Consider the following 13,574-nt stretch of genomic DNA (forward strand, 5'->3'; position numbering starts at 1 on the left):
ACCTAAATGCTCAGAATAATCCTTTTCTTAGCGACCAACCTTGCCATCATTCTGGTGGCCAGCTTGACGCTTAACATCCTTGGCGTTGGTCCATACCTAACATCGAACGGCCTAGACCTTGGCGCTCTACTAGCCTTTTGTGCAGTGTTTGGTTTTGCCGGTTCATTCATCTCTCTGTTTATCTCTAAGTGGATGGCGAAGAGAACAACGGGCACTCAAATTATTGAGCAACCTCGCAATGCCGAGGAGAAATGGCTGGTTGAAACGGTGGCAGAACTGGCTCAAAAAGCCGGTATTGGCATGCCAGAAGTGGGGGTATTCCCATCCAATGCAGCGAATGCCTTTGCGACTGGATGGAATAAGAACAACGCACTGGTTGCGGTCAGTAGCGGTCTTTTATCGCGATTCAAAGCCGATGAAGTGAAAGCGGTACTGGCACACGAGGTAGGTCACGTTGCGAATGGCGACATGGTTACGCTGTCGTTGATTCAAGGAATTATCAATACCTTTGTTATGTTCTTAGCTCGTATCGTCGGTTACGCCGTTGATAGCTTCTTGCGCCGTGGCGACAACTCAGGCGGTGTTGGTATAGGCTTTTACATCGCGACCTTTATCGCCGAGATGGTCTTTGCCGTATTTGCTCATATGATTGTGGCTTGGTTCTCGCGTCGCCGTGAGTTCCGAGCTGATGAAGCAGGTGCAGACCTAGCAAGCAAGCAGGGCATGATTAATGCTCTGCAGAGACTGCAGGCTGAATCGGGTCAAGCGCAAGAGCTATCCGGACAGCTAACGGCCTTTGGCATCAGCAGCATCAAGAAGCAGGGCTTTATGGAGATGTTTGCGAGCCACCCTCCTTTAGCGGCTCGTATTGAAGCTCTTCAAAACCGTCGTTAAATACCGACTCGGTAGATAACGGCGTCTCGATAACCGGTGTGCACCGTCACCACACCGGTTAGTTTTCGATCCAGCTCTGGGTCACCACTGTCAATAATAAGCGGGCGCCCATTAAGTCCGACGATTTTAGAGCGTGTCGCAACGACATAGAGACCTTGCAGTCCCAGCTTTTGAATCAACTCAGGACTCAACTGTTGATTACCGCGACCAAGAAGATGCCCCTGCCCGCCAATCGGTGTGATGACAATCTTGAAAGGCGCATCCCCCACTAGCTCAAGTAACTGCTGTGCTGAACAATCACTAGCGACAACCTCTCCATCTTTAATAAGATCGGTACCCAACAGCGTATTTTCGAGTCCCAACTCATCCATGATCGCCGCGACGGTTGTGCCGGATCCCATCACATAGAGAAGTTCGGGATCCATCTGCTCAACAAAATCGGCCGCGATATCAGCGACTACAAGCTCTTCAACCTCTTTGCCGCCCTCTTTCACAGACTGCACATACTGATGCTCTGCAGGCACAAGCAGTTCGCCATAATATTTTGCACGAACTCGGCCCTGCCTAAACTCAGACTCATCAATATCGCGAACCTCAGCCTGCTCCATGCGAACCAGACGCCCTTCGATAAGATCAGTAATTAATGACCCTGCTAGCGAAGGGGTCAGGGTATAGACGCCTGAATGAATCTTCACACCCGCCGGAACGCCAAGGACAGGCACCTGTTGCCCAATGGCTTCATAAATATTGCGTGCCGTACCGTCACCACCCGCAAACAGAATGAGATCGACACCCTCGTCAACCATTGCTCTAGCAGCGATCAACGTATCCTCTGCACTGGTCGGCCAGTGCTGCGGTGAACCTAAGACAAGGCACTCTAACTTTAACTCTTTAATTGACTCTTCACCCATGGCACCGCCCCAGGTAAACAGCTCAATTTGATCACTCTTTATGGCCTCAAGGGCGTGACGCATTTTGACCGGAGCAAGCTGCTGAGCACCTCGGCTTAAAGCCTCATCTCTGATCGCTTCACCATCACTCCCTTTCAATGCAACACTACCACCAATACCGGCATAAGGATTAACTAAAACGCCTAATCGAAACTTCATGCCTGCACCTCATCCACCTTAAACCCTAGAGCTGCAAGCTGAATTTTCATTGCGCCTGTCGTCTGACCGGTCAGCTTCAGTGATGAAAACTCTCGACGCACCGGGTAACTCTTTCTCAATTGATCAAAGGCTTTAGGTTGATTTTCCGCAGGGGTCAAAGAGTCCATAAAACGCTGATGATCCTCTTTTATGGAGTAGACAGATTGAATCACTTGCTGAACGGTTGTTTGTCGAGTTAATTCAAGCATTGGGGTTGGATAATCAACAAATAGGCTGTCGAAAGAGACAGAAACCTCAAGATCCAAAATCTCACAGTAACGCTCATAAAGCATGTAAGTTCCGCGTAACTTACCTTCTAAACTGTAACCCGCTATATGGGGCGTACCGATCAACACACGACAGGCCAATTCACGGTCGACTGTCGGCTCCTCTTCCCACACATCCATCACCAAGGTGACGTCGGTTCTCTGCTTGGCAAAGCTTAAGAGCGCTTCACCATCGATGGTGGGCCCCCGTCCTGCATTTAAAAGCAGTGCTCCTGGAATCAGCTGCTGCAAAAGCGACTCGCCAATCAAGTGATGGGTTGCATGCTCACCGCTGTTGGTTAACGGCAGATGACAACAGACAACATCCGACTGGGCCATTAACTGCGCGAGAGGGGTATCTATAAAGGTTGGGTCCCGAAGAGCACGAGGGGGATCTGATACAAGGACATTAACCCCCAGCGCAGTTAAACGGCTAACTAACCGAGAGCCAACATTACCAGCACCGACCACCCCGTATGAGAGATTCCGTGGATCTAAGGCTCTCTGTTCGGCATATTCATAAATAGCTGCTAGCGCATAATCCACAACTGAATCGGCGTTACAGCCTGCTGCGTTAGAAAAGGGAATTGCGCGCTCAGTCAAGTAGTGAGAATCCATATGATCCATACCTATGGTCGCCGAACCGACAAATTCTAACTGCTTAGTCTCACTCAATAACTGTGCATTAACTTGGGTAATAGAACGTACGAGAAGCGTATCAGCTTCAGCCAACTGACTGGGTTCTATTGAGCGACCCGCCACACGGCGAACTTCACCGAAGGAGGAGAACAATGTCTCAACGGCCGGCATATTCTCATCTGCAACAATGACTTTTTTGAGCTTTATCATGAACACCCCTTTTGAAGAGCTGTATTATACGGCCTATCGATAAAAGTGCGATCTGAACTGATACCACTGATCCGGTGTAAAAAGCCGTGTAAATAAACGTAAAGTTGGTTCACTGTTAGGCTCGAGCATGAAAACATACGCAAAATAGAGTTAGGAATTTAAGTGACTAATCCACCTAAGCGAATCGTTATCAGTCTGTTCCTGATCAGTTCCATAGTACTTTTAACTTGGGCTTCTCAACTCTTTTTGGGACCGAAACCGGTGTCACATTGTGATATCAACAGCGGCAGATGCGAAGTCGTTAACGATGATATTCGGTACCGCTTTACACTGGGACCGATGCCAGCTCGATCTCTGAACAATATGACTCTGACGGCTGAAACTGATCTACCTGGGATCAATCGAGTTTGGGTCGATCTGCAAGGCGCCGATATGTACATGGGCGTTAACCAGTTTGAAATGGAAAAGAGTGAACACCTTTGGCAGGGACGGACTCAGTTAGCCGTCTGCACCACAGGGACGATGACCTGGCTAGCAAAGGTGATTTTTGAAACGGATTCGAAACAAGAGATTGTTGAATTGAGGTTTGACGCACGATGAAGACTCGCAATAAAAATCTACTCGTTATTGTGATGCTGATATTGGCAGCCGTCATTGTTAGCTTGGTTTACCTAAAGCCCAATAACAGTTACCAACCGATTCAGCTGGGTGGTGAGTTTCAGGGTAAAAGTATTGATGGCGATCTGTCACTGAGTGACTTCAGAGGCAAGTTGGTACTGCTCTATTTTGGCTACACCTCTTGCCCCGATATATGCCCCACCTCTTTAACCAGTATGAAGTTTGCTTTCAATGAACTCGATGATGAGCAACTAAACCAAATTCAACCCATTTTTTACAGCGTCGACCCTGATCGGGATTCACTGGAACAGCTACAGGTCTACTCTCAGTTTTTCTCGCCTCTCATTCTTGGTATGACCGGCAGCCGTCAGCAGATCGACAGCGCGATTAAACTGTACGGGGCTTACTATCGAATGGTCGAGCAGCCTGATTCAGCGATGGGCTACACCGTCGACCACTCTTCTAAAATCTATCTAATCGATCAACAAGGTGAGTTTCTAGGAAGCGTCTCACACAACAATCCCAACCAACTTGTTGAGAAAATCCGTTCCATCTTGCAGTAGGAAACTAAGATGAAAAAACTGTTAATCGCGTCACTTTTAACAAGCACCCTTGCCCAGGCCGAGGTCGAGATTTCAGATGCGCGTGTGCGTGCTGTTCCACCGGGCCAGAAAATGACCGGCGCATTCATGGATATCAAAAACAGTGGTGCCGATCTTCAAGTGGTTTCAGCTGAGTCCTCTATCTCTAAAGTGGTCGAGCTGCATACTCATATCAAAGATGGTGAAGTGATGCGTATGCGAAAAATTCCTGCCATTGATCTGCCAGCAAACAGCACCACTCATTTGAAACCAGGCGGCCTACATGTGATGTTTATCGGACTAAAGGAGCCACTCTCCATCGATCAGACAATCGATCTGAAATTAAATTTCAGTGATGGAACTAGCCAAGCATTAGAAGTGCCCGTCAAAATGATTCAAAAGCCTGGTATGAAAAAAGAGATGAAGCAGGATATGCAGCATTGATCGATCAGCACATCTTACAGCCACGGGTACGACTGTCGAAGTGGCTGTAGAGTGCTAGACAGGCATCAACCTCTGACTCCAACACTCCCAGCAGTGCCGCTTTATAACCGTCAATATACTCCACCCGATATCCGTCTATCTCTTGAGTCACCCGATAGGATTTGAAACCGACACGATAGACCCCTGAGTAGTGTGGATAATCCATTAGAGATTGCTCTTGGTATGCCACCACTGGCCAACTCTGCTCAATTTTCAGCGCCGGCACTTTTAATGGGTTGTCGTTATGCAACGCAAGAAAGTACTGTAACTGCTCGACATGATCAAATACACCGAGCACCCACACACCTCGATCTGATTGACCCAGTTCCTGCTCACCTTCAGCGTAAAGATACTCTTTTGTCGGCAGCGTCAATCTTAGATAGTTAAAGCGATTAGTAACGCTAGCAAAGAGAGACCAGTCATCGCCTTTGGCCTGTAAAAGCCAATCGGTTGCAGTGATGCTTAACTGGCGCACGAATAACTCTCTAATTGGAACTGATCGACACTCAGAGGCTCCACAGCATAGAGTGTTCTCAGAGCTTCGCTGAGCGCTTTCAAGCGTGGGTTCATTCCATTGTCGAGCAGTTGATGCACCCTGTTAAGAACAGCCTCTTTAAAGCTATCTGAAGCTCCTAACCCTTGAGAGAGGTTATCGGCACTGAAATGAAATTTTCGACCCGCCGATACCGTTAGAATCCACTCATAAGCTTGAGGGGATACCTCCACTCGCTCAAACTCGGCTTGCTCTTCTTCTGTACGGCCATCTGGCTTGTACCAGTAACCGAAATCTTCAAGCAGTCGTCTTTTTGGACCCGCCACACACCAGTGAGCAATCTCGTGCAATGCGCTTGCAAAGAAGCCATGTGCAAAGATAATTCGATGATGAGGATAATCGGAATCGGCAGGCAAGTAGATAGGCTCCCCATCACCGCGAACCAGTTCGGTATTAAGGGATTCCAAAAAGAGAGTATTAAAACACTCAATCAGTTGATCGACTTGAGGATCGAGATCCATATCAGGCTCCAGAAAAAGACCGTTAGATTATAGTCGGGTTAAAGTCTGTAATTAATCTGACAGGCACAAAAAAAGCGCCATATGGCGCTTTTTTCTAAGAATCTTACTCTTATGCTACAACAGTTACGTTGTCAGCTTGAGGACCTTTCTGGCCCTGAGTAACCTCGAAAGTTACCTGCTGGTTTTCAGCTAGTGTACGACGACCAGTACCGTTGATAGCACGGAAGTGAACGAATACGTCTGGACCGTTCTCCTGCTGAATGAAACCAAAACCTTTCTCGTCGTTAAACCATTTAACTGTACCAGTTAGCTGCTCTGACATTTCTTGCCTCTTAATCCTGTCCCATTTAGGAACTTTAGTGCATCCCCGAGGGGAGTTATCTACCAAGTCAATGACTTGGCCTGAGTGCGACCTGTGCCGCGAACTAAATTACAAGCCTATCTTGTAACCCAGTTATTTATTAGCAGGATGAAGTGACAAAACGATGACACAACACTCAAAACTAACAAAATTAGTGCTTAGTTCAGAGTGGAAAAGGAGCAGAAGATCAGATGCGAAGTTTTACTTTCGGTGTTCCAGCCAACCCTAGGGTTAAGCTCTAGTGCAACTTGTTTCTCTGGACGTTTCAAACGCCACAACGTAAACAACTGAGTTAAGTTTAATCCAGTTAGTGCCGAATACAACTATTTTTTATCAATGTTACGCTTTTTGCCGCTTTTTAACGCTAGATGACCCTTTTTTAGCCTTACCACGAGGTGGCAAGCCTGTATGCTGAGTCAATAATCTACCTTTTTTAACACTCTTACTTTGCTTATTAACGTTCTTACGGCGCGGACTCTTATATTGATCACCCTCTGAATTGTTTGAAGGAATCAAATGATTAGGGCCATCGCCTATCAAGTCAGCACGTCCCATCGACTTCAGAGCCTCACGCAACAGCGGCCAATTTTCAGGGTCGTGGTAGCGTAGGAATGCTTTGTGTAAACGACGCTGTTTTTCACCTTTGACCGTCTCAACCCGCTCTGAAGACTTTTTGTAGCTTTGACGTTTCAGAGGGTTACGACCGGTATGGTACATGGCGGTAGCGGTCGCCATCGGTGAAGGGTAAAACGCCTGCACCTGATCCGCTTTAAAGTCATTGCGCTTTAACCAGACAGCGAGATTCATCATATCTTCGTCAGTGGTACCGGGGTGCGCAGCGATGAAGTAAGGAATCAGATACTGATCCTTCCCTGCCTCTTTAGAGAAGCGTTCAAACATCTTCTTAAACGCATCGTAAGTACCAATGCCCGGCTTCATCATATGATCGAGCGGACCTCGTTCAGTATGTTCAGGCGCGATCTTTAGATAACCACCAACATGATGGGTCACCAGCTCTTTCACGTATTCAGGGTCTTCCACAGCCAAATCGTAGCGAAGACCTGACGCAATCATCACCTTCTTCACCCCTTTTGTTTTGCGTGCTTTGCGATAAAGCTCCGTCAATGAGGAGTGATCAGTATTTAAGTTGTGGCATATCTCCGGGTAGACACAAGAGAGCTTACGACAGGACTTTTCGATCTCCGGTGACTTACAGGCAATTCGATACATATTGGCCGTTGGCCCGCCTAAATCTGAGATAACCCCTGTAAAGCCTGGGACTTTATCTCTGATCTCTTCAATCTCATTTAAAATCGATTCGTGAGAGCGATTCTGAATAATGCGCCCTTCGTGTTCTGTAATGGAGCAGAAAGTACAACCGCCAAAACAGCCGCGCATGATGTTCACCGAAAACCGAATCATCTTGTAGGCAGGGATCTCTTGCCCTTTATAGATCGGGTGTGGAACACGTGCGTAGTTAAGCCCGAAAACGAAATCCATCTCTTCAGTGGTCAATGGAATCGGAGGTGGATTCAACCACACCTCTTGATCACCATGCTGTTGGACTAACGCGCGAGCATTACCGGGATTTGTCTCTAAGTGGAGTACTCTGCTCGCATGAGCGTAGAGAACAGGATCTTTAGAGACTTTTTCAAATGGGGGAATGCGAATGACTGTTTTACTGCGATCAAGGTGCACCTTAGGTTCAATATGCAGAACCTGAACTTCATCAGCCTCAGGCTCCTCTTTGGAACCCTTTTCCAACGCACACTGTTCAAGGTCTCGGGTGTTAACATAGGGGTTGATCATTCGATCAATTTTGCCCGGTCTATCGATACGAGTGGAGTCTATCTCCATCCAGCCCTCGGGCGTATCCGTGCGAATAAAAGCGGTGCCTCGGACATCGGTCAAGTCGCCAACCGATTCGCCGGCTGACATTCGCTGAGCCACTTCAACAATGGCACGTTCAGCATTACCGTAGAGCAATATATCCGCCCTGGAGTCGAGCAGTATTGAGCGACGAACTTTGTCTTGCCAGTAGTCATAATGAGCAATACGACGCAGTGACGCTTCGATACCTCCCAATACAATGGGAACCTCTTTATAAGCTTCTCGACAGCGCTGGCTGTAGACAATGCTGGCACGATCAGGTCGGCTACCGGCTTTACCACCCGGCGTATAGGCATCATCAGAACGAATTTTACGATCGGCCGTATAACGGTTGATCATAGAATCCATGTTACCCGCCGCAACACCAAAGAATAAGCGAGGCTTACCCAATACTTTAAAGGCCTCAGCACTCTGCCAATCTGGCTGAGCAATAATACCTACCTTGAAACCCTGCGACTCCAGCAGACGGCCAATGATGGCCATACCAAACGATGGATGATCAACATAGGCATCACCGGTCACTATAATGATGTCACACTGGTCCCAACCCAACTTCTTCATCTCAGCTTTAGACAGCGGCAAAAACGGTGCGTGCGGAGCATCGTTACGCTGAGCAATCGAGGTGATTGTTGGAGTGGCTTGCATGATCAATCCAGAGATCTAATGAGTATGGTGAAATTATACGTGAGAGCAGTTAGAAGATCTGCTCAGAATCGATAAAAGTTATCGCGGGTATTGATAGCGATTTAGCCAGCGCTCAATAAACCGGAACGCCAAAATAAATAGCGCAGCGATAGCAAGATACAACATACCTGCCGCAAAAAAGATCTCCAGCGGGGTATAAGTACGAGCAATAATGGTTCTCGCCATACCCGTAAGATCCAACAGAGTAATGGTTGAGGCGAGCGCACTACCCTTCAACATCAGAATTAACTCATTCCCGTAAGCAGGAAGCACAATACCGAAAGCACGAGGCAGGACGATACGTCGTATCTGAACCAGTTTCGACATACCAAAAGCCTCTGCAGCTTCAATCTCCCCCTTTGGAATAGACTGGATTGCACCACGAACAAGCTCAGCACTGTACGCTGCAGTGTTCAGCGTTAACGCTATCAGTGCACACCAGAAGGGTTCACTGAAAATTTCCCAAAGGGATGTATTTCGAATGAGATCAAACTGAGCTGAGCCATAGTAGATCAAAAATATTTGGACCAATAACGGCGTGCCACGGAAGAAATAGATGTATGCCCAAGGAAGCGCAGAAACTAAGCGATTTTTAGAGGCACGCATCAGCGCAAGAGGCACTGCAATCGCTAGCCCCGTTAAGGCTGAATAGAGAACCAATTCTAGTGTTAACCAAACGCCATCAAAGAGGCGTGGAAAATATTCCCAGATCACATCCCATGACCAGTTCATGCTGCAACCCTCTTCTCAGCAGGATTTGATGCGCGCTCAAGATAAGTAGTTATCAAAGTAGATATTGCCGTGAGACCAAGATAGATCAGTGCGGCTGCCATGTAGAAAGTGAACGGCTCTTTTGTAGACCCCGTCGCAACGTAGGCCTGTCGCATAATGTCGTTCAAACCAACAACAGAGACGAGTGCGGTATCTTTTAGAAGTACTTGGAAAAGGTTGCCAAGACCTGGCAGCGCAAGACGCCAAACCTGGGGCAGAATAATTCGATAGAAGGTCGTCAGGCGAGGCAAGCCCAAAGCATAGGCTGACTCCCACTGGCCCTTCGGGAGCGCTTGAATAGCCGCTCGAAAAACTTCAGTAGCGTAGGCACCAAATGCAATAGAGAGCGCCGTGACACCCGCTGCAAAAGCACTCACCTCTATGTAATCTGTATAACCAAAACGCTCTGCGATAGCCATCAACAGCATCGAGCCACCAAAGTAGATGGTGAGCACTAAAAGCAGTTCCGGTATTCCACGAATCAGCGTTGTGTATCCGGTTGCTAACCAGCGAAGTGGCGCAATCGAGGATAGTTTCGCAGAGGCACCAGCAAGCCCAATAATAAGGCCAAAAAATAGGCTAGCGAGCGCAAGCTGAATAGTTATCCAGGCACCCTCCCAAAGAAGGTGACCGAAGCCGTGAAGATCAAACATAGAGTAAGATATTGGCTGCGCCATTTAGGCACAGCCTGTCCCGATTAGTAGATCGAGAATGGGAAGTACTTAGCGTTGATTTTCGCGTAAGTACCGTTATCAACAATCGCTTGAAGTGCTTTGTTGAACTTCTCTTTTAGAGCATCGTTTTTACGAATTGCGATACCGATCTTATCGTCGATGTCGATATCCTGGCCTTTGAACTCAAAGCCTTTGCCGTCATCAGTTCGTAGCCAGTCGTATGCTGGGAACTTATCTGACAGCATGCCATCAAGACGGCCGGCAGCAAGGTCTAAGTATGCGTTATCTTGAGTATCGTACAGTTTTACGCTCGCGCTTCCTGACATGTTGTCTTCAAGGTACTGGCCAGCGATAGTCGCACGCTGCGCACCAAGCGTTTTACCCTTCATGTCACCCATAGACTGACCTTTAGGACCCACGTAAGCGAGAACGTTTGAGTAGTATGGGTTAGTGAAGTCGACAACTTTTAGACGCTCTTCTGTGATCGACATTGATGCGATGATTGCATCGTACTTACGGCTCATAAGACCAGGAATAATACCGTCCCAATCCTGTGCCACTAGCGTACAGTCTGCTTTCATTTCAGCACAAAGTGCATTAGCGATATCTACGTCAAAGCCCTGAAGCTGACCTTTGTCATCGACCATATTGAAAGGCGCGTATGCACCTTCAGTAGCGATACGGATTTTATCGCCTGCGAAAGCTGAAGAGGCTGCAACAGCACTCAAAGTAAGACCAACGACGAGGTTTTTTAATTTCATTATTTTCTCCTATTAGGATCTACTGTCCTATTGATGACTCGACATAAAGGCCTTCACCCTTGCAGATGAAGGATTTTCGAATAGTTTCTCTGGTGTTCCCTGCTCTTCGATATGTCCTTCATGAAGAAAGACAACCTGGCTCGAAACATCACGTGCGAAGCGCATTTCATGGGTTACTATCAGCATAGTGCGTCCCTGTGAGGCCAGATCCCGCATGACCGCCAGCACTTCATTGACCAACTCAGGATCAAGCGCTGAAGTTGGCTCATCGAACAATAACAGCTGTGGATCCATCGCTAAAGCACGTGCTATCGCAATACGCTGCTGCTGGCCACCTGAAAGATGACTAGGATAGGCATCGATCTTATCTACGAGACCGACCTGCTCTAGGATCAGTTTTGCCTGCCCCACCGCCTCATCTTTAGACTGTTTTAAAACTTGAATGGGAGCTTCTGTAATATTCTCTAACACAGTACGGTGCGGCCAGAGATTAAAGTTCTGGAATACAAAACCGATACGCGAACGCATATTTTCAAGCTGCTTTCGACTTTTAGCCTGCAACTCGCCACTCTTAGATGGCACCAACTCAAGTTTCTCATCCCCAAGATAGATCTCACCCTTGCTTGGATTTTCAAGCAGGTTAATACAGCGCAGTAGCGTACTCTTACCCGAGCCACTCGAACCGAGAATAGAAATCACATCGCCATCTTTCGCCTCCAGTGAGACCCCTTTGATAACGTTCAGGGATCCGTAGGATTTATGAATATCGATCATGCGAAGCGCAGTAGCGGGTTGTGAATCTTGAGACATTAAAACTTAACCAAACAGTCATGTAATCAAGGGACTTTAGCGAGAATAGTGACACACGGCAAGCCTTCTATATTCCACAAACAAAAAAGCCGCGATAAACGCGGCCCTTAATGTGAGTTTTCGTTTAGCCTTTCGCTTTAACGATTATGTCGTGCCATTTAGCTGGACCAGATGTATGAACAGACTCACCATTCACATCTACAGCCACAGTCACCGGCATATCTTTGACTTCAAACTCATAGATCGCTTCCATGCCCATCTCTGGGAAGGCTAGCACTTTTGAGTCAGTGATCGCTTTAGATACAAGGTACGCTGCACCACCTACAGCCATTAAGTAAACAGCTTGGTTATCTTTGATCGCATCAATAGCGATTGGACCACGTTCTGATTTACCAATCATCCCCAATAGGCCCGTTGACTCTAGAATCTGACGTGTGAACTTATCCATACGTGTTGACGTTGTTGGGCCAGCAGGGCCTACAACCTCATCACGGACAGGGTCGACAGGACCCACGTAGTAGATGAATCGCCCTTTCAGATCAACTGGTAACTCTTCACCGTTATTGAGCATCTCAACCATGCGCTTATGGGCAGCATCACGACCGGTTAACATCTTACCGTTAAGCAGAATAGTTTCACCAACCTTCCACTCTTTTACCGACTCAGGTGTGATCTCATCTAGATTGACGCGGCGTGTATTAGCACCGACTTCAAAGGTCACTTCTGGCCACTGATCCAAGCTTGGCGGCGTTAGCACAGCCGGCCCATCACCTTTCAGAGTAAAGTGTGTATGGCGAGTCGCAGCACAGTTTGGGATCATACAGATTGGCAGAGATGCCGCGTGCGTTGGGTAGTCCATGATCTTAACGTCTAGAATCGTTGTCAGACCACCAAGACCCTGTGCACCAATACCCAGCTCATTGACCGCATCCATGATCTCTAGACGTAGCTCTTCGACTCGGTTCTGTGGACCACGCTCACGTAGCTCATGAATATCGATTGGGTCCATCAAAGACTCTTTAGCCATGACTGCTGCCTTCTCGGCAGTACCACCAATACCAATACCCAACATACCTGGTGGACACCAACCAGCACCCATAGTCGGTACTGTTTTAACCACCCAATCCACGATGCTGTCAGATGGGTTCAACATCACCATTTTCGATTTATTCTCTGAACCACCACCTTTAGCAGCCACATGAACTTCTACCTCATCGCCCTCTACAATTTCGTAATGGATAACAGCAGGAGTATTGTCTTTGGTGTTCTGACGTTTGCCGGCAGGGTCAGCAAGAATCGAGGCGCGTAGAACGTTGTCTGGGTGCATGTAGGCACGACGAACACCTTCATTGACCATATCAGTGACGCTCATTGAAGCATCCCACTGAACGTTCATACCCACTTTAAGGAATACCGTAACGATACCGGTGTCCTGACAGATAGGACGCTTCCCTTCGGCACACATACGTGAGTTGATTAGGATCTGCGCCATCGCATCTTTAGCGGCTGGGTTCTCCTCTTTCAGGTAGGCTTCGTGCACACCTTCAATAAAGTCGATTGGGTGGTAGTAAGAGATGAACTGTAGCGCATCAGCAACGCTATCAATAAGGTCGTCTTGACGAATAACGCTCATTGGAAAACTCCATTTATAGTGATAACCAGGGGGCTCCACCCCTGCAGTGCTACCAGATTATACATCATCCAATCGAGTTAGGATGACCACACTTTGTCTAACGGCTAAGCAGAACCTGTAGAGACAAAAAAGCCGGC

General features: G+C 47.7%; 15 protein-coding genes. 4 read left to right on the top strand and 11 right to left on the bottom strand.

Annotated elements, in window-relative coordinates:
* Window positions 1-6: 6 nt before the first annotated feature.
* Entirely contained in the window at window positions 7-894 is an 888-nt protein-coding gene (gene htpX, locus XMD530_RS00485) for a protease HtpX (protein WP_173480563.1), read from the top strand.
* Here the strand turns inward: htpX and XMD530_RS00490 are convergent.
* Together XMD530_RS00490 and XMD530_RS00495 are read right to left on the bottom strand one after the other, a co-directional pair.
* The gene (locus tag XMD530_RS00490; RefSeq protein ID WP_173506533.1) at window positions 891-2,003 is read right to left on the bottom strand and encodes an ATP-NAD kinase family protein; all 1,113 of its coding nucleotides are present in this window, start codon (window positions 2,001-2,003) and stop codon (window positions 891-893) included. The genes htpX and XMD530_RS00490 overlap by 4 nt on opposite strands.
* Window positions 2,000-3,157 carry a 4-phosphoerythronate dehydrogenase gene (locus XMD530_RS00495; RefSeq protein ID WP_173506534.1) on the bottom strand — a complete coding sequence of 386 codons (1,158 nt, stop codon included), beginning with the start codon at window positions 3,155-3,157 and terminating at the stop codon, window positions 2,000-2,002. The genes XMD530_RS00490 and XMD530_RS00495 overlap by 4 nt, the downstream gene beginning before the upstream one ends.
* A gap of 162 nt (window positions 3,158-3,319) precedes the next feature.
* Between XMD530_RS00495 and XMD530_RS00500 the strand changes: the two genes are divergently transcribed.
* Genes XMD530_RS00500 through XMD530_RS00510 form a run of 3 tightly spaced genes read left to right on the top strand, consistent with a single transcriptional unit; the run spans window position 3,320 to window position 4,800 of the window.
* The gene (locus tag XMD530_RS00500) at window positions 3,320-3,757 is read left to right on the top strand and encodes a hypothetical protein (RefSeq protein ID WP_173480560.1); all 438 of its coding nucleotides are present in this window, start codon (window positions 3,320-3,322) and stop codon (window positions 3,755-3,757) included.
* The gene (locus tag XMD530_RS00505; protein WP_173480559.1) at window positions 3,754-4,338 is read left to right on the top strand and encodes an SCO family protein; all 585 of its coding nucleotides are present in this window, start codon (window positions 3,754-3,756) and stop codon (window positions 4,336-4,338) included. Before XMD530_RS00500 ends, XMD530_RS00505 begins: the two co-directional genes overlap by 4 nt.
* A gap of 9 nt (window positions 4,339-4,347) precedes the next feature.
* Window positions 4,348-4,800: a copper chaperone PCu(A)C gene (locus XMD530_RS00510; RefSeq protein ID WP_173494672.1), complete on the top strand. Its 453-nt coding sequence runs from the start codon at window positions 4,348-4,350 to the stop codon at window positions 4,798-4,800.
* Window positions 4,801-4,804: 4 nt separating this feature from the next.
* Here XMD530_RS00510 and XMD530_RS00515 read toward each other — a convergent pair whose 3' ends face one another.
* The 9 genes from XMD530_RS00515 to XMD530_RS00555 all read right to left on the bottom strand — a co-directional run bounded on the left by XMD530_RS00515 (window position 4,805) and on the right by XMD530_RS00555 (window position 13,437).
* Entirely contained in the window at window positions 4,805-5,314 is a 510-nt protein-coding gene (locus XMD530_RS00515; protein WP_173480557.1) for a hypothetical protein, read from the bottom strand.
* Window positions 5,302-5,853: an elongation factor P hydroxylase gene (locus XMD530_RS00520; protein WP_173480556.1), complete on the bottom strand. Its 552-nt coding sequence runs from the start codon at window positions 5,851-5,853 to the stop codon at window positions 5,302-5,304. The genes XMD530_RS00515 and XMD530_RS00520 overlap by 13 nt, the downstream gene beginning before the upstream one ends.
* Before the next feature lie 109 nt (window positions 5,854-5,962).
* Window positions 5,963-6,175, bottom strand: a complete 213-nt coding sequence (locus XMD530_RS00525) for a cold-shock protein (RefSeq protein ID WP_173480555.1) — start codon at window positions 6,173-6,175, stop codon at window positions 5,963-5,965.
* A gap of 378 nt (window positions 6,176-6,553) precedes the next feature.
* A complete protein-coding gene (locus XMD530_RS00530; protein WP_173480554.1) occupies window positions 6,554-8,749 on the bottom strand; it encodes a YgiQ family radical SAM protein in 2,196 nt (731 codons plus the stop codon).
* A 78-nt stretch (window positions 8,750-8,827) separates the two neighbouring features.
* The gene (locus tag XMD530_RS00535; protein WP_173480553.1) at window positions 8,828-9,520 is read right to left on the bottom strand and encodes an ABC transporter permease; all 693 of its coding nucleotides are present in this window, start codon (window positions 9,518-9,520) and stop codon (window positions 8,828-8,830) included.
* Window positions 9,517-10,236, bottom strand: coding sequence for an ABC transporter permease (locus tag XMD530_RS00540; RefSeq protein ID WP_254442789.1), 720 nt, complete (start codon window positions 10,234-10,236; stop codon window positions 9,517-9,519). The genes XMD530_RS00535 and XMD530_RS00540 overlap by 4 nt, the downstream gene beginning before the upstream one ends.
* A gap of 20 nt (window positions 10,237-10,256) precedes the next feature.
* A complete protein-coding gene (locus XMD530_RS00545; RefSeq protein WP_169450310.1) occupies window positions 10,257-10,994 on the bottom strand; it encodes an ABC transporter substrate-binding protein in 738 nt (245 codons plus the stop codon).
* Window positions 10,995-11,021: 27 nt separating this feature from the next.
* Entirely contained in the window at window positions 11,022-11,804 is a 783-nt protein-coding gene (locus XMD530_RS00550; protein ID WP_173480552.1) for an ABC transporter ATP-binding protein, read from the bottom strand.
* A 124-nt stretch (window positions 11,805-11,928) separates the two neighbouring features.
* Entirely contained in the window at window positions 11,929-13,437 is a 1,509-nt protein-coding gene (locus tag XMD530_RS00555; protein WP_173480551.1) for a fumarate hydratase, read from the bottom strand.
* Window positions 13,438-13,574 lie beyond the last annotated feature (137 nt).

Origin of the sequence: Marinobacterium sp. xm-d-530 (assembly GCF_013283365.1) — a bacterium.
Taxonomy (GTDB): domain Bacteria; phylum Pseudomonadota; class Gammaproteobacteria; order Pseudomonadales; family Balneatricaceae; genus Marinobacterium_E.